This window comes from Lacinutrix sp. MEBiC02404 (assembly GCF_053601575.1).
In genome coordinates this window covers 20,779-40,219 of record NZ_JBSHNV010000110.1, presented here as the reverse complement: position 1 = coordinate 40,219, position 19,441 = coordinate 20,779, and the positions used below count along the sequence as shown (strand labels likewise).

Annotated in this window: 20 protein-coding genes; 13 read left to right on the top strand and 7 right to left on the bottom strand. The window is 33.3% G+C overall.

The annotated features are described in order from the left end of the window. Positions 1 to 29 precede the first annotated feature (29 nt). The 13 genes from trpD to ACVCXO_RS01815 all read left to right on the top strand — a co-directional run bounded on the left by trpD (position 30) and on the right by ACVCXO_RS01815 (position 8,742). Positions 30 to 1,022, top strand: a complete 993-nt coding sequence (trpD, locus tag ACVCXO_RS01875) for an anthranilate phosphoribosyltransferase (protein WP_452227906.1) — start codon at positions 30 to 32, stop codon at positions 1,020 to 1,022. A 160-nt stretch (positions 1,023 to 1,182) separates the two neighbouring features. Then, positions 1,183 to 1,965: an indole-3-glycerol phosphate synthase TrpC gene (gene trpC, locus ACVCXO_RS01870; protein ID WP_452227905.1), complete on the top strand. Its 783-nt coding sequence runs from the start codon at positions 1,183 to 1,185 to the stop codon at positions 1,963 to 1,965. 160 nt (positions 1,966 to 2,125) lie between these two features. Next, positions 2,126 to 2,761: a phosphoribosylanthranilate isomerase gene (locus ACVCXO_RS01865; RefSeq protein ID WP_452227904.1), complete on the top strand. Its 636-nt coding sequence runs from the start codon at positions 2,126 to 2,128 to the stop codon at positions 2,759 to 2,761. A 20-nt stretch (positions 2,762 to 2,781) separates the two neighbouring features. Then, positions 2,782 to 3,963, top strand: a complete 1,182-nt coding sequence (gene trpB, locus ACVCXO_RS01860; RefSeq protein WP_452227903.1) for a tryptophan synthase subunit beta — start codon at positions 2,782 to 2,784, stop codon at positions 3,961 to 3,963. A gap of 40 nt (positions 3,964 to 4,003) precedes the next feature. Then, positions 4,004 to 4,114 carry a GIY-YIG nuclease family protein gene (locus ACVCXO_RS01855; RefSeq protein ID WP_452227902.1) on the top strand — a complete coding sequence of 37 codons (111 nt, stop codon included), beginning with the start codon at positions 4,004 to 4,006 and terminating at the stop codon, positions 4,112 to 4,114. 226 nt (positions 4,115 to 4,340) lie between these two features. Continuing rightward, positions 4,341 to 5,105, top strand: a complete 765-nt coding sequence (gene trpA, locus ACVCXO_RS01850; RefSeq protein WP_452227901.1) for a tryptophan synthase subunit alpha — start codon at positions 4,341 to 4,343, stop codon at positions 5,103 to 5,105. 11 nt (positions 5,106 to 5,116) lie between these two features. Then, on the top strand, positions 5,117 to 5,581 hold the full coding sequence (locus ACVCXO_RS01845; RefSeq protein WP_452227900.1) for a GNAT family N-acetyltransferase: 465 nt from the start codon (positions 5,117 to 5,119) through the stop codon (positions 5,579 to 5,581). A 7-nt stretch (positions 5,582 to 5,588) separates the two neighbouring features. Beyond that, the gene (locus ACVCXO_RS01840; protein WP_452227899.1) at positions 5,589 to 5,816 is read left to right on the top strand and encodes a hypothetical protein; all 228 of its coding nucleotides are present in this window, start codon (positions 5,589 to 5,591) and stop codon (positions 5,814 to 5,816) included. A gap of 253 nt (positions 5,817 to 6,069) precedes the next feature. Further along, positions 6,070 to 6,219 carry a hypothetical protein gene (locus ACVCXO_RS01835; protein WP_452227898.1) on the top strand — a complete coding sequence of 50 codons (150 nt, stop codon included), beginning with the start codon at positions 6,070 to 6,072 and terminating at the stop codon, positions 6,217 to 6,219. An 85-nt stretch (positions 6,220 to 6,304) separates the two neighbouring features. Next, complete coding sequence (locus ACVCXO_RS01830) at positions 6,305 to 6,964, top strand: hypothetical protein (protein WP_452227897.1); 660 nt, start codon at positions 6,305 to 6,307, stop codon at positions 6,962 to 6,964. A gap of 35 nt (positions 6,965 to 6,999) precedes the next feature. Continuing rightward, positions 7,000 to 7,452: a tRNA (cytidine(34)-2'-O)-methyltransferase gene (locus ACVCXO_RS01825; RefSeq protein WP_452227896.1), complete on the top strand. Its 453-nt coding sequence runs from the start codon at positions 7,000 to 7,002 to the stop codon at positions 7,450 to 7,452. 61 nt (positions 7,453 to 7,513) lie between these two features. Continuing rightward, positions 7,514 to 8,437, top strand: a complete 924-nt coding sequence (locus ACVCXO_RS01820; RefSeq protein WP_452227895.1) for a septum formation inhibitor Maf — start codon at positions 7,514 to 7,516, stop codon at positions 8,435 to 8,437. Between the two features lie 80 nt (positions 8,438 to 8,517). Next, the gene (locus tag ACVCXO_RS01815) at positions 8,518 to 8,742 is read left to right on the top strand and encodes a hypothetical protein (protein WP_452227894.1); all 225 of its coding nucleotides are present in this window, start codon (positions 8,518 to 8,520) and stop codon (positions 8,740 to 8,742) included. Positions 8,743 to 8,782: 40 nt separating this feature from the next. Here ACVCXO_RS01815 and ACVCXO_RS01810 read toward each other — a convergent pair whose 3' ends face one another. The 7 genes from ACVCXO_RS01810 to porU form a co-directional block, all read right to left on the bottom strand. Continuing rightward, the gene (locus ACVCXO_RS01810) at positions 8,783 to 9,466 is read right to left on the bottom strand and encodes an SDR family NAD(P)-dependent oxidoreductase (RefSeq protein ID WP_452227893.1); all 684 of its coding nucleotides are present in this window, start codon (positions 9,464 to 9,466) and stop codon (positions 8,783 to 8,785) included. Continuing rightward, complete coding sequence (locus ACVCXO_RS01805) at positions 9,459 to 10,409, bottom strand: M28 family peptidase (RefSeq protein ID WP_452227892.1); 951 nt, start codon at positions 10,407 to 10,409, stop codon at positions 9,459 to 9,461. The genes ACVCXO_RS01810 and ACVCXO_RS01805 overlap by 8 nt, the downstream gene beginning before the upstream one ends. Before the next feature lie 120 nt (positions 10,410 to 10,529). After that, a complete protein-coding gene (locus tag ACVCXO_RS01800) occupies positions 10,530 to 12,146 on the bottom strand; it encodes a pyruvate dehydrogenase complex dihydrolipoamide acetyltransferase (protein WP_452227891.1) in 1,617 nt (538 codons plus the stop codon). A 3-nt stretch (positions 12,147 to 12,149) separates the two neighbouring features. Next, positions 12,150 to 13,148, bottom strand: a complete 999-nt coding sequence (pdhA, locus tag ACVCXO_RS01795) for a pyruvate dehydrogenase (acetyl-transferring) E1 component subunit alpha (protein ID WP_452227890.1) — start codon at positions 13,146 to 13,148, stop codon at positions 12,150 to 12,152. A gap of 200 nt (positions 13,149 to 13,348) precedes the next feature. Further along, complete coding sequence (cdd, locus tag ACVCXO_RS01790; RefSeq protein ID WP_452227889.1) at positions 13,349 to 13,831, bottom strand: cytidine deaminase; 483 nt, start codon at positions 13,829 to 13,831, stop codon at positions 13,349 to 13,351. A 328-nt stretch (positions 13,832 to 14,159) separates the two neighbouring features. Continuing rightward, entirely contained in the window at positions 14,160 to 15,401 is a 1,242-nt protein-coding gene (gene porV / locus ACVCXO_RS01785; protein ID WP_452227888.1) for a type IX secretion system outer membrane channel protein PorV, read from the bottom strand. A 34-nt stretch (positions 15,402 to 15,435) separates the two neighbouring features. Next, positions 15,436 to 19,320 carry a type IX secretion system sortase PorU gene (porU, locus tag ACVCXO_RS01780; RefSeq protein WP_452227887.1) on the bottom strand — a complete coding sequence of 1,295 codons (3,885 nt, stop codon included), beginning with the start codon at positions 19,318 to 19,320 and terminating at the stop codon, positions 15,436 to 15,438. Positions 19,321 to 19,441 lie beyond the last annotated feature (121 nt).

Below are 19,441 nucleotides of genomic sequence, written 5' to 3'. Positions count from 1 at the left end.
TCGCGGAAATGATAAATAAAAATTTATCAATGAAACAAATACTAAACAGATTAATAAACCACGAAAGCATCTCTACCGAAGAAGCAAAACAGGTTTTAGTAAACATATCAAAAGGCTATTATAACCAAAGTCAGATAGCAGCATTTCTAACCGTTTACATGATGCGAAGCATTACACTCGAAGAATTACAAGGTTTTAGAGATGCATTATTAGAGTTGTGTATTCCTATAAATTTATCCGACTATAACGCCATCGATTTATGCGGAACTGGTGGCGACGGAAAAAACACCTTCAACATTTCAACATTAGCATCCTTTGTAACTGCCGGAGCTGGAGTAAAAGTTGCTAAGCATGGAAACTACGGAGTATCTTCTGCTTCCGGATCATCCAACGTTATGGAAGCATTAGGTGTTCATTTTTCAAATAAATCCGACTTTTTAAAACACAGTATAGAAACGGCAGGTATTTGTGTTTTACATGCTCCTTTATTTCATCCTGCCATGAAAAACGTGGCTCCAATACGTAAAGAACTAGGTGTAAAAACCTTTTTTAATATGTTAGGCCCGATGGTAAATCCATCCTTTCCTAAAAACCAATTAGTAGGTGTTTTTAATTTAGAACTACAACGTCTGTATGGTTATTTATATCAGGAAACAGATACAAACTATAGTATTGTACACGCATTGGATGGCTATGACGAAATTTCATTAACTGGAAATACAAAAATTATTTCTAACGCGACAGAAACGATGTTATCGCCAAAAGATTTAAACATAAAACAAATTAGCCAAAGTGATATTTTTGGTGGTGAAACGGTGAAGTCTTCCGTAAAAATATTTTTAAACGTTATAAAAGGAAAAGGAACTGAAGCGCAAAATAACGTGGTTTGTGCAAATGCGGGATTAGCAATTGCTACCGTAAATAAAATAGACCATAAACTAGGGTTTGAACTAGCAAAAGAATCGCTATTAAGCGGAAAAGCGAAAGCGAGTTTAGATAAACTTGTTGCATTGAGTAAATAGGCAAGTTTAAATGTCACTTCGACTAATTTGAGAGGTACGAACAAATTGTATCGAGAAGATAATATGTTCTCGATACAATTTCGATAAAAAAATCGAAATCACTCGAACTGACGAAATACAGTATAATAAAATAAATTCCATTTTTTATGGAAAAATGAATATGGATATATTAACTAAAATAACAAACGACAAACGCATCGAAGTAAATCTTCGCAAGCAACTTATTCCTGTCCAACAATTGGAACAATCTATATTGTTTGAAAGACAAACCATTTCTTTAGCTCAAAACTTAAGAAATAGCACAACAGGAATCATTGCAGAACACAAACGTCGTTCGCCTTCCAAACAAGTAATAAATCACGACTTAAACGTTTTTGATGTTGCAAAAGGATACGAAGATGCCGGAGTTTGCGGTATGTCTGTTCTAACCGACGGAAAATACTTTGGAGGAAGTTTAGACGATTTACTTACCGCAAGAGCAAGTTGTAATCTACCATTGCTTCGTAAAGAATTTATCATCGACACGTATCAAATTCTGGAAGCCAAAGCGTATGGTGCAGATGTTATTTTATTAATAGCTGCAATTCTCACCAGAGAAGAAATAAAGCAGTTTTCAGAATTTGCAAAAAGCCTATCTTTAGATGTCCTTTTAGAAGTACATAACGAAGAAGAATTACAAAAATCGATGATGCCGAGTTTAGATATGTTAGGCGTAAATAATAGAAATCTAAAAACGTTTGAAGTCAGCCTAGAAATCAGTAAATTACTAAGCGAACAGATTCCTAACGATTTTGTAAAAGTGTCTGAAAGCGGTATTAGTGCTGTGGAAGCTATTAAAGAATTACAACCTTATGGCTATAAAGGATTCTTAATTGGAGAAAACTTTATGAAAACAGAAAATGCCGGCGAAAGCGCGAAAAGATTTATAGAAGAATTAAAGTAATGTCACTTCGAGTCTTTTGTGAAACAAAATGTATCGAGAAGTAAAATAGTTGATTAAAAATTTAAACAATTAGTTTGTCATTCCGCACTGGATGCGGAATCCATTCTAAATAGTACTAACATAAAAACGATTCTGAATCAAGTTCAGAATGACAAAAGTTATGAAACTAAAAATATGCGGAATGAAATCCGAAAACAACATTTTAGATGTTGCAGAAATACAACCAGATTATCTAGGTTTTATATTTTATGAAAAATCACCAAGATTCTTTAATACCGAAATCCCTGAATTACCAGAAAGCATCGAGAAAATTGGCGTTTTTGTAAATGCGCCTCTTAATTATATTGTAGATAAAATAGAAACCTATAATTTACAAGGTGTACAGTTACATGGCGATGAATCACCAGAATTTTGCGCACAGTTAAAGGACTATGATGTATTTGTTATCAAAGTGTTTTCTGTAAAAAATCAATTTGATTTTAGCGTTTTAGAACCTTATGAAGGTGTTTGTAAATATTTCTTATTTGATACCAAAGGAAAAGAACCTGGAGGAAATGGATATCCTTTTAATTGGAATGTATTCAAAAAATATCCTTCTAAAAAACCATATTTTTTAAGCGGCGGCATTGGCCCTGAAGAAATAGAATCGTTACTATTATTCTTAAAGCGTCCAGAATCGGATTTATGTTGCACCTTAGATTTAAACAGCAAATTTGAGAAATTACCAGGCGTAAAAGATCTTAGTAAACTTAAAGAATTTAAACACCAATTGGCTATTAACAACTATATCCGTTAGGAATAGAATATTGAAAAACCATGATTTATAATATTAACGAAAAAGGATACTACGGCGAATTTGGAGGTGCATACATTCCAGAAATGCTGTATCCTAATGTCGAAGAGTTACGCCAAAACTATTTAAAAGTAATGGCAGAACCGGACTTTAAAAAAGCCTTTGATCAGCTATTAAAAGATTATGTTGGTAGACCTTCTCCGCTCTATTTTGCAAAACGTCTTTCAGAGAAATACAATACAAAAATCTATCTGAAACGTGAAGATTTAAACCATACCGGAGCACATAAAATCAACAATACGATTGGTCAGATTTTAATGGCGCAACGTTTGGGCAAGCACAGGATTATTGCCGAAACTGGCGCAGGACAACACGGTGTTGCCACAGCAACCGTTTGTGCATTAATGGGTTTAGAATGCATTGTGTATATGGGCGAAATTGATATTGCGCGTCAAGCACCAAACGTTGCAAGAATGAAAATGTTAGGCGCAACTGTAGTACCTGCATTATCCGGAAGTCGCACACTTAAAGACGCAACCAACGAAGCTATTCGCGATTGGATTAACAATCCCGTAGACACGCATTATATTATTGGAAGTGTTGTTGGTCCGCATCCATATCCAGATATGGTAGCTCGTTTTCAATCTGTAGTTTCCGAGGAAATTAAATGGCAATTACAAGAACACGAAGGCAAAACACAACCCGATTATGTAGTCGCTTGTGTTGGTGGTGGTAGTAATGCCGCTGGTGCATATTATCACTTTTTAGAAGATACCGATGTGAAACTTATTGCGGTAGAAGCTGCAGGTTTAGGCGTAGATTCTGGTGAAAGTGCTGCCACTTCCGTGTTAGGAAAAGAAGGTATTATTCATGGTAGTAAGACGCTATTGATGCAAACTAATGACGGACAAATAACAGAGCCATATTCTATTTCGGCAGGATTAGATTATCCAGGTGTAGGACCAATGCATGCTCATTTGTATAAAACAGGTCGCGCAGAATTTGTTGCCATTACAGACGATCAAGCCATGAAAGCAGGATTAGAATTATGTAAGTTAGAAGGTATTATTCCAGCTATTGAAAGCTCGCATGCACTAGCCATTTTTAAGGAGAAAAAGTTTCAACCAGAAGATATTGTCGTGTTAAGTTTATCTGGTCGTGGGGATAAGGATTTACAGAATTACATCGATTATTTTAAGTTGTAGTTTTTCATTTCCGCGAAAGCGGAAATCTCATTAATTATAAATGGATTTACATTACGTATACATATTAACTAATAAAAACCATACGGTTTTATATGTTGGTCGATCTAAGCTATTAAAAATAAGACTGAATCAGCATAAAAACAATAGTTAAAAACTTTTACAGGAAGATACAACGTAGATAAACTTGTCTATTTTGAAACTACTAAATATGTAAACAATTCTATTAAAAGAGAAAGACAAATAAAGAAATGGAATCGGGAATGGAAAGAAAATTTAATAAATGATATGAATCCAGATTGGAACGACTTATCCGATTTAGTATAAACAAATATTTAAAAGATTTCCGCCTTCGCGGAAATGAAAAAAAATATCATTCAATGAACAGAATCAATCAGAAATTACAAGAAAACAAAAAACTACTTTCTATATACTTTACAGCAGGTTATCCAAATTTAGATAACACTGCAACCATCCTTCAAAACTTAGAAAAAAGTGGTGTAGATATGATAGAAATAGGCTTGCCATTTAGTGATCCTTTAGCAGATGGACCAACCATTCAAGCGAGTTCTACACAAGCTTTAAAAAATGGAATGACTACCGAAGTACTTTTTAATCAGTTAAAAGATATTCGTAAAACCGTTTCTATTCCGTTAATAATCATGGGATATTTTAATCCAATGCTACAATATGGTGTAGAAGCATTCTGTAAAAAATGCCAAGAAATTGGAATCGACGGATTAATAATTCCGGATTTACCGGTAGACGTGTATAACGACGACTACAAAGCTATTTTTGAAAAATATGGAATAATAAATGTATTTTTAATAACACCACAAACTTCTGTAGAACGTATTCACTTTATAGATTCTATTTCCAATGGTTTTATTTATATGGTAAGTAGCGCAAGTGTAACAGGAAGCAGCTCTGGTTTTGGAGAAGAGCAAACGAGTTATTTTAAACGCATTGCAGACATGAAACTTAACAATCCGCAAATTATTGGTTTTGGTATTTCAAACAACGAAACTTTTACACAAGCAACCACGCATGCAAAAGGAGCCATTATTGGTTCTGCTTTTATAAAACATCTAACAAACAAAGGTGTTCATGAAATAGATAGCTTTGTAAAAAACATATTAAATTAAGAATAAAGCAAATGGACAGCATTATTTATAGATCGGCAACATTAGAAGATTTACCAACGCTATTAGCATTTGAGCAAGGTATTGTTTTGGCAGAACGCCCTTTTGATGTTACTTTAAAACCAGATCCAATTAGCTATTATGATATTAAAGAGTTAATTCTCTCTAACACAGTAGAAGTGCATGTAGCAACACATAACAATGTTGTTATTGGCTCGGGATATGCAAAAATCATGAATTCTAAACCGTATCACACACACAAACAACATGTGTATTTAGGTTTTATGTATGTTAATCCAGAATATAGAGGTCAAGGTGTAATTCAATCCATTACGGAAGCTTTAAAAACTTGGGCCAAATCGAATGCTATTTTTGAAGCGAGATTAGACGTATATCACGATAATGCTCCAGCAATTAGAGCCTATGAAAAAAGTGGTTTCACTAAAAACCTTGTTGAAATGAGAATGTCTCTGAAATAATAAAATTATGAAATTACTAAACGATTGGAAAGTAATAGCAATACTTTGTTTAACATTAGGCTTAGCTCCTTTTGTACCAGAACCACATATTATTGGTAAATTAAAATGGATTTTTGGCGGAGCAGAAGGCATGAAATTCATGGATTGGTTTGATGTCGTTTTACATGGCTTTCCTTTTGTATTACTTATACGGATAATTATCTTAAAATTAACGGCAAACAATAGTCCTAAATAAAGTACCACTTTCACGGAAAATAAGCACGGCATTAAACATAGCGCCTAGAACCAGAAAACTGCACAGGCAACTAATCCCACTAACAATCCAATTATTGGTTTTGCTTTTATAAAGCATTTAATCAATAAAGGTCTTTCTAATATATCCTCATTCCGATTACATATTTTAACATCGTTTCGGCTAATTTAACGTTGTATTGTGAGAAACTTCTTTTAAAAATCTGTACTTTAAAAAGGAACATTAAAATTAAATTATGGGAATGATAGAAGACAGAAAGAAATTTAAAACAACAGTAAGACAAACAAATCCAACGAATCCAATAGGATATACAAAGATGGAAACAAATGATTTTGACATGGATAAAAGCACCATCAAAAAACAACAAAATAAAACAAACAGCTAACTGAATTTAGTGAAGCTATTAAATGCCTATTCTGTATCTTTGAATAGGCATTTTTTGATGAAAACATAATTAATACTTGAAAACTATGAAATATCAAATTGTTATAAATAAAATAAAATATCTTGACGAATTAGATAATGCTTGGCTACATGAAGACTATGTCAATTTGCTTGAAAGATTTGGATTTCCAGATGCTGCTAGTGCTAATCCAGAAGAATTAAGAGAATTGCTATTCATGGCAATATCCGATTTTGAACCTCAAGAAGCAGCGGCTATTATTTTAACCTATAAATTATCTACGGAATTAAGTAAAAATCAAATAGAACAGATTTCTCATGAAATGTTATTAGATAAAATTTCTGAAGAGTATGCAAATATTGCATTACATCATCAGTTATATAATATAAACCAATTACTTTTTAAAGCATATAACGGCACTTTTCCGAATGCGAAAGCAACAACTATTGAATTCCAAATTTCGCCAAATAAAAATATTACAAAAGAAATTGTTTTAAAAGCTTTTAATGCTTCGTTTTCAAAAAACAATGTCATCAAAAGGTTATACATCAACCAGATTTTAGGAAAAGAAGAATTTGATGAAGCGGAACATATTATTTGGAGTTTACAAAACAAAGAAAACACTTCTTACACGTTAATCACTTCAGAATATTGGATAAGTAAAGACTCCTTTTTAGAAGCCGAATTTGAAGCAAACGTAATTGAATTTGAAGAAGAAAACGAATAATTAAACATACACACCCACTTTCGTGGAAAGTAAGCATGGCATTAAACATAGTACTCATAGAACCCGAAATACCGAACAATACAGGAAACATTGGAAGACTAGCATTAGCTTCTGGATCTAATTTACACTTAGTAAAACCCTTTGGTTTCGAAATTACAGATGCGCGTTTAAAGCGTGCCGGATTAGATTATTGGCAACACCTCAACTTACATTATTACGATAGTTTAGAAGATTTCTTAACGAAAAACGAAAAGGCCAATATGGTGTTTTTATCTAGCCATGGTACACAAAACCATTGGGATATTAAATTTGAAGACAATATGTTTTTAGTTTTTGGTAAAGAATCTGCAGGCTTACCTAAAGATCTTCTAGAAAACAATACAGACAAGTTATTTAAGATTCCTTTATACAGTGAACACGTTAGAAGCTTAAACTTAGCAAATGCGGTAAGTATTGTGGTTTATGAAGGTTTACGTAGTTTACAATAACCGGAGACCTTAGTTGGAATTAAAAATATTTGAACTTTGTTTAACTCTTGATAATAAAACGATGAATACACTACTAAAAGCATTTTTTTTTCTAGCCATCTTTTCTATTCTTAGCTGTCAACAGGATAAGAAATTATCTACTGATCCAATAACCACAAAAAAGGAGAAAGAGGAAACGCCACTAACAAATCAATTTAAGGAATATTGGTATTCTGGGAAAGCGGAATTGAATAGCTATACATTGAAACAATCTCGATATGGAGAAATTCGCGACGGGGAAGTGGTATTAGTATTTGTTACAGAACCATTTTCATTAAGTAAACAAGTCAAATTAGATAATCCTCAAGATGCCAGAGAAGATAATGTATCCGTTTTAAAATTAAACAACATTAGAAAATTCACGACAGGTATCTATGATTATTCTATTGTAACTTCTTCTTTTACACCGGTGGATTCTAAAAAGTATCCGCATACATTAAAATTAAATACGAGTATTCAAGAATGGTGCGGACATACATTTACACAATTAAATCTCGAAGAAGAAAATTATAATTTCAAACAATTCTCTTACTTTGAAGCAGATGGAGATACAGAAAAGACCATTCCTGCAGCACTTCTAGAAGAAGAACTAATGACACATATTCGTTTAAATAACGGGCAATTACCTTTGGGAGAAATAGACCTGATTTTCTCTACGATATACAGTCGTTTTGGATATCACGAACTAAAATCTACCAAAGCTAAAATCAGTAAAACAGAATCAGACAGCATAATAAGCTATACCATTGCATACTTGAATTATGAAAGAAAGCTTTCTATAGCTGTTGAAAACGAATTCCCATATAAAATACTATCTTGGACGGAAGATGATGGAGATGGATTAATAACAGAAGCACAGTTGAAAAAAAGCATTAACGAACCGTACTGGAATCAGAAAAGTCTAGGTGACGAAGCGAAACGAAAAGAGCTTCAATTAATAAAGTAAAAGCCTAAAGCAAGCATCCAAATAGCAAAGACCTAAACGAGTATTGGATCGCTATACTATTAAATTAATAAATTATACTTATGAAATTAAACTTATTGTCTTGCGATGCCCAAAGACCAGATAAAAGAGCGATAGCGAAATGTATTGCAGAGGTTGCCACCAACATCAGCGAATCCTTATCTCATGAACTTACAGATATTCTCTTAGAAGGCGATGCTGTAGATATTGAGGTGCTAGATAAAAACTCAGGTTCTGCTTTACGGTCTTTTCGTAAACTAGATATTGATTACGAAATTATAGAATAAATAAAAGGAACTGGAATATCTTTTCCTAGCACCCCAAAAATTAAGGTGTAGAATTAGAAACCTGTAACATTTTACCATTATACAATTGGTTTCCTGTTAGTGCAAAGTTATGTATATATGCCGCCATTTGTGCTGCTGTTGTTGGTGCTTTATAATCTGGAAAAGCTTCTTTAAGCATTTCGGTTTGTACCGCTCCTAAAGCTAACACGTTAAACTGTGGTCCTGTTTCTTTGTATTCTTCGGCCAATAATTCTGTTAACGTAATTACGGCACCTTTACTAGAACTATATGCTGCGAGTCCAGGAAATTTCATACTACCTTGCACACCTCCCATAGAACTTATAGTTACTACATGACTATTTTGTTTCATAAAAGGTAAAACGGTTCTAGACATTTCGGCAACACCAAAAACGTTGGTTCTGTACACGTTTTCAAAATCTTCCATGGTCGTTTCTGCAAATGGTTGGTTTAATAATGTTCCTGCATTATTAATCAAAATATCTACTTGTTTCCATTCCGTTTTAATAAATGCTTCTACTTTCTTATAGTCTTCGGCTTTGCTTAAATCAAAAGACATAGAAGTAATATTTTCAAAATGTAGATTATTCACGGGTTGCGCATTTCGCGATAACGCTAATACATTATGTCCTTGGTTTGCAAAAAGATGTACTAGTTCAAAACCAATCCCTCTACTTGTTCCTGTAATTATTATATTTTTAGTCATTTAGAATAATTTCTTTAGTTGGTGTATTACTCATTTTTTCAATTGCTGGGATAATAGAATTCACAAGGTTTGCCATGTGATTATAATCTAATTTATCTGCTTCATCATCTACATGATGGTAATAATCATAGTTTGATAAATCACAAGAAGAAATGGTGTGACAAGGCAAATTGAATTCCTTATAAAACGCATAGTTATCAGATTGTCTAAACAGGCTATACTTCTTTGCTATTTCTGAAAAACCAATGACATTCGCTCCTAAATATGCATTCATTTTTTCTGACATGTTAGACTTTTCGAAACCTGTTAGAAAAGCAACATAATCACGATCTACAAATGGCACACCAATCATTTCCATATTAACCATAGTATATAAATCTAAATTTTCGGCCTTTAATCTTTTCGCTAAATGATTGGATCCTAATAAACCTTTTTCTTCTGCAGAAAACAATACAAAAAGTAAGCTACGTTTATTATTCTTTTTTGCAGCAAAGTATTTTGCCATTGCAATTACAGAACTCGTTCCTGCTGCATTATCATTAGCACCATTAGCTATGGAGTCGTTATTTACTGCTTTTTTAGAAATACCAATATGATCATAATGTGCACCAATAACCACATATTCATTTTGAAGTGTTGGATCATTACCTTTAATAACACCAACCACATTAAAGGCATCTAAACTATCTACTTTAAAAGTATCTCTATACGTATCAAAATAAGGTTTTACACCGAAAATTTTAAATTGATTTTCAATATAAGTCGCTGCTTCATCGATACCTTCAGATCCAGTATCTCTTCCTTTTAAAGCATCTGAAGCTAAATAAGTTACCGTTTCTTTTAATTCATTACTCGTTATTGTTATTATTTTGCCCTTTTCTTTTGTAGAAGTTTTACAACTAGAAACTATAATCAAAGCAAGTAATACTATTATTTTCTTCATGAGATTGTTTTAAAGTTTAAAGATAAAAAAAAACCTAACTCAAATAATTGAATTAGGCTTTTGTTTTATAAGATTCCTAGTTTGCACTTCGACTGTGCTTAGTGTGACACTTAAAATATATTATACTAACATGGTTACAGGATTTTCAATATAGCCTTTTAAGGTTTGTAAAAATAAAGACCCTGTTGCTCCGTCTACTGTTCTGTGATCACAAGCAAGTGTTAATTTCATTGTGTTACCAACTACAATCTGTCCTTCTTTTACTACTGGTTTTTCAACAATGTTTCCAACAGAAAGAATTGCAGAATTAGGTTGATTGATAATAGATGTAAAACTCTCTATACCAAACATTCCTAAATTAGAAATAGTGAAAGTACTACCTTCCATTTCATCTAATGACAATTTCTTGTTTCTTGCTTTACCAGCATACTCTCTTACGGCTGCTCCAATTTGTGGTAAACTTTGCTCGTTAGCAAATTTTACTACAGGAACTAATAAACCATCTGGAACTGCAACTGCAACACCAATATGTACATGGTTATTTAATTGCATTCTATCCTCAAACCATTGCGAGTTTACTTGCGGATGCGCTTTTAATGCTAAAGCACAAGCTTTAACAATCATATCGTTATACGATATTTTTGTATCTGGAATAGAATTGTATTGTTTTCTAAATGCAATTGCATTCTCCATATCAAATTCCACATTTAAATAATAATGTGGTGCCGTAAACTTAGACTTCGCTAGGTTTTTAGCTATAGCTTTACGCATGTTTGAATTTGGCACTTCATCAAAATCTTCTTGTCCTGTTGGAACAAATTTACCAACTGAAGCAGTCGCTGCGACTGGTGTAAAGTTTTCGATATCGCGTTTTACAATTCTTCCATTTTCACCAGAACCTTGTACTTGCGATAAGTTAATTCCTTTTTCATCTGCCATTTTCTTGGCTAGAGGAGAAACGAATACACGTCCGTTAGCATTTAAATTAGCATTAGAAGTCGCAACAGCTTTCGATGCATCGCTTTTAGGCGCATCCTTTTTAGGAGCTTCTTTTTTAGTTTCCGCGGATTTAGGTGCTGCTTCTTTTTTATCTGTAGTTCCTTCTGTATTAAAGTTTTTTGCGATTCCAGAAACATCGGTTCCTTTTGGGCCAATGATAGCTAAAAGGGAATCTACTTTAGCGGTATCTCCTTCCTCTAAACCAATATATAATAAGGTTCCAGATTGAAAAGACTCAAATTCCATCGTTGCTTTATCGGTTTCAATTTCGGCAAGGATATCTCCTTCTTCCACAACATCTCCAATTTTTTTAAGCCACGTTGCAACCGTACCTTCTTCCATCGTATCACTTAACCTTGGCATCGTAACTACGATTACTCCTTCTGGTAAGTCTTGATCTTCATTAGAAGCCTTTTCTACTTCTGCTGTAGCTTCTTCTTTTTCTTCTTCTTTAGAAGCATCTTCCTTTGCGCCAGAGATTAAGGCAGAAACATCTTCTCCTTCTTCTCCTATAATTGCAAGAAGCTCATCTACTTTCGTAGTTTCTCCTTCTTGAATACCAATATATAATAAAACACCTTCATGAAAAGATTCAAACTCCATGGTTGCTTTATCGGTTTCAATTTCTGCAAGAATGTCTCCTTCTTCTATTTTATCGCCAACTTTTTTAAGCCACGTTGCAACAGTACCTTCTTCCATCGTGTCGCTCAATCGAGGCATGTTTATTATTTCTGCCATAGCTTATAATTTATGTTGTATGAATGGATAATCTTCTTGTTCGTAAACTACATCATACATCAAGCTTTTGTCTGGGTACGGAGATTCTTCAGCAAATTTTTCACATTCACTGACTAATTCTTTCACGCGCTTCGCAATAACTTTAAAATCGTCTTCTGTAGCGTAATTTTTATCTAAAATAACTTCTTTTATTTGCGTGATAGGATCTATTTTCTTGTATTCCTCTACTTCGTCTTTTGTTCTGTAATGCTGAGCATCACTCATAGAATGTCCTCTATAACGGTAAGTTTTTAATTCTAAAAATGTTGGTCCATCACCACGACGAGCACGTTCTAGCGCTTCATCAAAAGCTTCTGCAACTTTTATTGGGTTCATACCATCTACTGGTCCGCAAGGCATTTCGTAACCTAAACCTAGTTTCCAAATGTCTGTATGGTTTGCAGAACGTTCTACAGAAGTTCCCATCGCGTAACCATTGTTTTCACAAACAAAAACTACTGGTAATTTCCATAACATTGCCATGTTAAAAGTTTCATGTAAAGAACCTTGTCTAGCTGCACCATCACCAAAACAGCAAATAGTTACTGCTCCTGTTTCATGGTATTTATCTCCAAAAGCCATTCCTGCTCCTAAAGGTATTTGACCACCAACAATACCGTGTCCGCCATAAAATCCTTTTTCTTTGGAGAATATATGCATAGAACCACCAAGACCTTGAGAGGTACCTGTTGCTTTACCAAATAGTTCTGCCATTACGCGTCTAGGATCTACTCCCATTCCTATTGGTTGCACATGATTTCTATATGCAGTTATCATTTTATCTTTAGAAAGATCCATTGCATGCAAAGCTCCTGCTAATATTGCTTCTTGACCATTATAAAGGTGAAGAAAACCTCTTACTTTTTGTTGAATATATACTGCGGCTAGTTTGTCTTCAAACTTGCGCCAGAATAACATATCTTCATACCATTTAAGGTATACTTCTTTGGTGATTTTTTGCATTGGTAGTGCTACTTTTTAAAGAAATTATAAAATTCTATTTTTTTGGACACCAATCTAAAATTGGTATTCGCTGCATTTACTATGGAATTCTTTCAGAAAACAATTTTCCAAAAATTAATTCCACCAACAAAAGTAATACTTTAGTTAGGAATAAAAAAGGCTGAAAATCGTAAAATTCATCGAAATCGATTTCGGAAACACTAAAGTGCCGACTTATCGAAAACCAAAGGAAGTAAATTAGCTAAGGAATGTGATTTTGCCACTTTTCCTGTTTCTCCCATAAAATAAATTTCTATATCTTCATTTTGTTTTACTTCATACTCTGCAATTGCTTGTCTGCATGCGCCACAAGGAGGAATTGGCGCCATGGTTTGATGTAAAGTAGACCCAGCAGTAATTGCCATAGTTATCATTTTAACACCTGGATATTTTGCTCCTGCATAATAAATTGCGGTACGTTCTGCACATAAACCAGAAGGATACGATGCGTTTTCTTGATTGCTTCCGGTTACCACTTCTCCGTTTTCTAAGGCTATTGCAGCTCCAACAAGAAATTTAGAATATGGTGCGTATGCGTTTTCTCTAGCTTCCATTGCTTGCTCCATTAAGGAAGCAATGTTTTTTGGTAATTCGTTAAAATCATCAAAAACGGTTAAGGTAGATTCTATTTTTATTTCTTTCATCTTTTAGTTTTTATTGCATCTTAATTGCTAGATGTAATATTCAAAATAATATGTTACTAGTTGCATTCCCAAAGCAATGCATGTTTCATTCTTTAAATATAAGAAACTTTTATACCAAAAAAATTTTAAAACGATCGATTAAAGTTGTTTCTATTCCCTTTCATTTTTAAAATAAAATATAAACACAACTCGTACAGTGCTTCTATGTTATTTGATTTAAAGAAAATAAAATTCAAATTTAGTATCTATCCTTTTAAAACCCATTTGTTTTGAGACAAAAAAACTATTGCTTTTGGCAATAGTTTTACTTGTTATTCTATACTTAATATTAATATTCTGTATACGAGTCTGCTCCAAGATTAAAGGCTAGAGAGAAGCGCAATGTGTTTTCTAAAGGACTCTGTACTTTAGATGCTGAGAATAAATACGATAAATCTATTGTTACCGCACTAAATTTAAATCCTGCTCCTAAAGCAAAAAACTTTCTTGCTCCTTTTTCATCACTCTCATTAAAATATCCACCTCTAAAAGCAAAGGAGTTTTGATATGAATATTCTGCACCAATAGCATAGGTAAATTCTTTAAGCTCTTCGCTAAAACCTCCAGGCGCATCACCAAAAGATTGAAACATACCAGAAATAAAGCTTACGTCTGGATCTTTACCATCTATAATATAATTATCGTTAACTAAATTCCCCTTTGGTCCATCTATATCTTCATTATATTCTCCATTACCATCGACGTCTGTATATTCATACTCTTTACCAGTAACTGGAGGAGTAGGTACCAATAATTTAGTAACCTCACCTGTTACAGAAACTTTATTGTAATCGTCTAAAATAAAATCAAAACCACCACCTAAGCGCAATGTTGTTGGTTGAAAGTTTTCTACGCCGCCTTCGGAATATTTAAACTTTGGCCCAATATTTTGAATTGCAAAACCTAAACGTGTTCTACCATTAAAGCTATCATACGCTTCTTCTTCACTCTGGTAATACCCTGAAATATCTACTCCAAAAGTACTTGCTGCTGTTGCATCTTCATCAATACCGTTTAGTTTTAAATCGGAACGTAAATAACGCATACCTACAGACATTGCAAATTGTTCACTTAATTTTAGTGCATATGCAGCATCAATAGTAAATTCATTTGGTCTTTGTACTAAAGCTTCCGAAAATTCATCTTGAACAAACTCAATATCTCCTAAAGAAAAATATTTTAAACTTGCTGAAAAAGCACTTCTTTCATTTAACTTATTATAATAGGTTAAGTTTCCTAAAAAGATATCTTTTACTAAATTACTTAAATATGGTGTGTAGCTAACGCCTATTCCTTGTTTATCTGTAGCAAATGCATATTTGGATGGATTCCATTGTTGCGAGAACGCATCCACAGATGTTGCAACTCCCATATCTCCCATTGCTGCTCCTCTTGCATCTGGTGCAATAAGTAAAAATGGAACTCCAGTTGTGATCACTCTAGAATCGTTTGAATCTGGAATTACCGTGGTTTGCGCATTTATTTTAACAATTAATAGTAAGCATGCTATAGTTAAAATTGACTTCTTCATATGGTGTTTTTTATTTAACAAATATAAATTAATATTATAGTATTACAAGTTTCTCTATTTTTTCGACCTTTTTATTTAGAGTATTGGAACGTACCGTTAGCTTATACACATAAACTCCTTTACCTATTTTGTCTCCAAAATCATCGCGTCCATCCCAAATAATATCTCTAGAAAGTGCTGATGCACCTTTACCACAACATTCTGAGGAATTGGTTTGCCCATTTAAAGTTCTCACCAATTTACCTGAAACTGTGAATATCTGTACTGAAACGTCTAAAGGCTCTGAACTATTGTGATTAAACCAAAATTCGGTGTAATTTACAAAAGGGTTTGGGTAATTCAATACGTTTTTAACTACTAATTGTTCGTTTTCATTATAGACTACAAATTGTATTTCTTGGATGGATGAATTATTATAAACATCCCAAGCTTTAAGTGTTAAGGTATGTAAACCAGGCTCTAAATCTCTAAAAGGGTAATTTACTAATCCTTTGGTGTAATCATCTACTTCTGTTTGATAATAATCGTTTAATACATAAGGACTTGTTTCATCTCCATCAATAATTGCAACAATATCATGTCCAATTCCGCTGGCTGTATTAATTCCGTTTTCATCTTCTAACTTCACTAAAAGCGAAGGAGATTCATTGGTAATACCTCCAGAAACAAAACTTTCGTCATTCATATAAAGCGTAACTAAAGGCCCCGTATTATCTTCTGGTGCATCTGCATTTATTCCTCCTATTTTAATAGTTTCTATACTTGCTCCCGTTTGATCTTGTAGGAATGGAATTTCGGATTTTGCATAAAAACTTGCTTTACCAAAACCTACAGGAATACCAATATCTCTAGGCACTACAAAATCGAATTCAAACAATCCATTGGTTATAGATGCTTGCCCTCTAAAAATTATTTCTCCAAGTGTTTTAAAATCTAAATATATTATTTGCCCACTTTCACGCACTCCATCATTGGCAAGGGTTCTTCTATCTATTTCTTTATCATAAATGGTGGTCGATAATACGCCATTATAATTTGTAAGTACATTACCAGAAATATCGGTTACTTCTCCAGATAATTTGACATGACTTAAAGCTTCTAATGTATCTGTTTCGTCTGCAATAGCTACATCATTAATTTTAGTAAGTCGGATATTAGGTTTAGCAAAGGTTAATTTCATTGCAGGATCTCCAATAAAAAACACCAACCTTCTTTGTGGTGTACTAGATACAGAAGGATCATTTTTTGTTAATCTTAAAGCTTCCGCTACAGAAGGGTATTCATGATCTTGATAGTCATCGGAGTCATTATATGAAAACATATACTCACCTAAAACTTCATTTAAGGTAATACCTACACTCACAAATATTTTTCTTGTTGTAGAAATTAAGCACACCGCACCTCCTGTAGGATTCCAGAACATATATTCTCCAGCGGTTGGTCTTAAAGGATTATCAAACCTTGTATACTCACAAGTTACTGTGACAAAACAACCTAATTTACACACATTATTTAACTCTCGTGAATCTGGTGCTTCAAAAATATGCTCATGAGCAAGTCCATCTTCACCACCATGACCAAAATAATTAACTACAAGAGCACCATTTTCTATAGCATTAACTATAGCTTCATTTACTTTAGGGTATCGCGCGCCTCCTGCCGATGCTTCTTGTAAATAAGCATCCGAATGGATTTTTATAGGATTTAAAAACGGTTTATTTGCTACTATAAGGTTTGCCAATTCATCGGTACTTTCTTGTAGTACTTTTTCCCACGATTCGTCAACGTCATCCGATACAACTACAAAATTATTTCTCCAACTACCATAACTTGCGTCGTTGTGATAAGATATAATTTTATCTACCACTTCTTTTGCTTGCTGCGTTGAGTTTACAAGAATCCTACCAACAGCGATGTCTAATTTTTCGGAAGGTTCCATGTTTCCTTCGTTTTCATCCATCATTCCATAAAAATCATCAGACACAAAAGAGCTTGTTAAATTAAAGCTTTCTATAGCGTGCCATGAAGGAACAACATTAGTATTGTTTGGTAACCTTTCTTTATAATCTACAGAGCCATCCCCAAAAAGGCATAAATACTTTATTTTATTTCCTGGTGTACTTGCATTATCATAGATGTATTTTACAAAATTTCTAATAGCACCAATATCTTGATTACCGGTACTGAATTCTTTATATATTCTATCTAGTGTTTCTACTTTAACATTTAATCCATATTCCTGTCTGTTGATTTCTGCTAGTCGTTCTGCTTGCGCTAAAAGATAGGTAGGTGTAACTATTAAATAATCCACATCCTGAAATGCACCTTGGTTATTTAAAAAGATGGTTCCTTTTAAGTCTTGATTAGCTACACTTGTATTAGAATCTCTTTTTGGTTGGTAAAAATCTGCCGTGGTTACCACAGCATATTCTTTGAAGCTACCTAAATTAGAAGTAAAGCTTAAGCTTGCACTGGCGTCTGTATTGACCGCTGTTGTTATATTATATAAATCTGTAACATCCCAAACTTCGGAAACATTAGCGGCATTAGTTAATGTGTATCTTCCAATTCCAGAAGCTCTTACAACCTCCTTATTTTTAAAAACAAATTGATTTCCCGAAAAGTTTAATGCGCGAGTAGCTTCTATGGAAATATAATCTAAATATGCATTAGCACTTGGATTCCCTGCATTATTATGGTTTAAAGTAACAGCTACAGCATCCGAATTAATATTTACGTTTCCATTAAAAGAAGATTCCACGGCTAAATTATCACCCGTAAGTCCTGTTAAAGCTATGGTTGTAACCGCATTTCCATTTATATCTACCTGCATACTAGAAGCCGTTTCCGCATCGGATGCAACAAATACTTTAAGTATTGCTGGTTCACTAGAAACGATATCCGGAAAACTAAAGTCATATGTTTTACTATTTTCGATATCAAATCTATCCCCAAACCATCTTCTTCCAACATTTACCAAATTATATTTATCTACTTCATAGAATTGATAATCCTGAAATTGCGTAATCTCTAAATCGATATTACCTGTAGGTTGCATAAAAGGTTGTACTCTTTTACCTTGACCAGAACTAATGTTTATATAATAATAGGTCTTATCTGTATATAAATTTATATTGGTCTTACTATCTGCGTCAAACCCTCTTGGTCCTCTGGCGTAAAACAAAATATAATCCTCATTATTAAATTCTCCATCATTTTCACCTACCACTCGTATGGCATTTTCGACAACATCATAAGGATATACTTCTGCATTAGCATATGGTATCATTTGCCCACCATTACCAAATAACTTAATATTTCTAGGATCTACGCTATTCACATTAACACCTATAGAACTTAAAAAACTTTTTGAAATTTTAAATACTCCTGTAGTATCTACATAAAACCGATGCCATTCTCCAGAACTTAAAACAGAATTGGTAAGTTGTCTTCTTGCTGCACTTGAAAACCTTGAACTTTTACTGCTATTGGTATTATAATTAACCGTAAACGACGTTATTTTTTTATAGACACCTCTTTCCTTTATAATAGGAGAAACAATAAAATACGCATTCCGTTTATTTCTAGCAATAGAATTAGCCAAGCTATATTTTACAGTATCCGGAATAGTTTTAAGATCGACTCCTTTTAATTCGTTTAAAGAAATACTCGTATAACTAACTTGCGATAAAGTTACCGAAGACTCATTAATATAATTAGAGGTATCCCATTGTGCTACAAATTGCAAGCCATCTTTTAAACTATAATTAAAATGTTCTTTATCAAAAGAAGGAACCTCTATAGAAAAGTTTCCATTTGTAATCGTTTTATAATCTTTCCAAGTTATTTGAAACGTTTGCTGCTGGGCAAACCCTATAAATGGGAATATTAGTAGGAGTAAAAATAATTTCTTTTTCATTGCATAAATAACGTTAATAATTGCCTGTTATTATTAAAAAACAAACAATTTTAAAAAAACGAATCAAAAGTACAATAATATTTTATAAAATTGTGCGTTATTAGTTCTACAAATGAACGAT

What these genes read in the sequence shown, in the direction of transcription:
- trpD (WP_452227906.1), top strand. Translation starts at nt 30, where the DNA reads ATGAAACAAATACTAAACAGATTAATAAACCACGAAAGCATCTCTACC.
- trpC (WP_452227905.1), top strand. Translation starts at nt 1,183, where the DNA reads ATGGATATATTAACTAAAATAACAAACGACAAACGCATCGAAGTAAAT.
- ACVCXO_RS01865 (WP_452227904.1), top strand. Translation starts at nt 2,126, where the DNA reads ATGAAACTAAAAATATGCGGAATGAAATCCGAAAACAACATTTTAGAT.
- trpB (WP_452227903.1), top strand. Translation starts at nt 2,782, where the DNA reads ATGATTTATAATATTAACGAAAAAGGATACTACGGCGAATTTGGAGGT.
- ACVCXO_RS01855 (WP_452227902.1), top strand. Translation starts at nt 4,004, where the DNA reads ATGGATTTACATTACGTATACATATTAACTAATAAAAACCATACGGTT.
- trpA (WP_452227901.1), top strand. Translation starts at nt 4,341, where the DNA reads ATGAACAGAATCAATCAGAAATTACAAGAAAACAAAAAACTACTTTCT.
- ACVCXO_RS01845 (WP_452227900.1), top strand. Translation starts at nt 5,117, where the DNA reads ATGGACAGCATTATTTATAGATCGGCAACATTAGAAGATTTACCAACG.
- ACVCXO_RS01840 (WP_452227899.1), top strand. Translation starts at nt 5,589, where the DNA reads ATGAAATTACTAAACGATTGGAAAGTAATAGCAATACTTTGTTTAACA.
- ACVCXO_RS01835 (WP_452227898.1), top strand. Translation starts at nt 6,070, where the DNA reads ATGGGAATGATAGAAGACAGAAAGAAATTTAAAACAACAGTAAGACAA.
- ACVCXO_RS01830 (WP_452227897.1), top strand. Translation starts at nt 6,305, where the DNA reads ATGAAATATCAAATTGTTATAAATAAAATAAAATATCTTGACGAATTA.
- ACVCXO_RS01825 (WP_452227896.1), top strand. Translation starts at nt 7,000, where the DNA reads ATGGCATTAAACATAGTACTCATAGAACCCGAAATACCGAACAATACA.
- ACVCXO_RS01820 (WP_452227895.1), top strand. Translation starts at nt 7,514, where the DNA reads ATGAATACACTACTAAAAGCATTTTTTTTTCTAGCCATCTTTTCTATT.
- ACVCXO_RS01815 (WP_452227894.1), top strand. Translation starts at nt 8,518, where the DNA reads ATGAAATTAAACTTATTGTCTTGCGATGCCCAAAGACCAGATAAAAGA.
- ACVCXO_RS01810 (WP_452227893.1), bottom strand. Translation starts at nt 9,466, where the DNA reads ATGACTAAAAATATAATAATTACAGGAACAAGTAGAGGGATTGGTTTT.
- ACVCXO_RS01805 (WP_452227892.1), bottom strand. Translation starts at nt 10,409, where the DNA reads ATGAAGAAAATAATAGTATTACTTGCTTTGATTATAGTTTCTAGTTGT.
- ACVCXO_RS01800 (WP_452227891.1), bottom strand. Translation starts at nt 12,146, where the DNA reads ATGGCAGAAATAATAAACATGCCTCGATTGAGCGACACGATGGAAGAA.
- pdhA (WP_452227890.1), bottom strand. Translation starts at nt 13,148, where the DNA reads ATGCAAAAAATCACCAAAGAAGTATACCTTAAATGGTATGAAGATATG.
- cdd (WP_452227889.1), bottom strand. Translation starts at nt 13,831, where the DNA reads ATGAAAGAAATAAAAATAGAATCTACCTTAACCGTTTTTGATGATTTT.
- porV (WP_452227888.1), bottom strand. Translation starts at nt 15,401, where the DNA reads ATGAAGAAGTCAATTTTAACTATAGCATGCTTACTATTAATTGTTAAA.
- porU (WP_452227887.1), bottom strand. Translation starts at nt 19,320, where the DNA reads ATGAAAAAGAAATTATTTTTACTCCTACTAATATTCCCATTTATAGGG.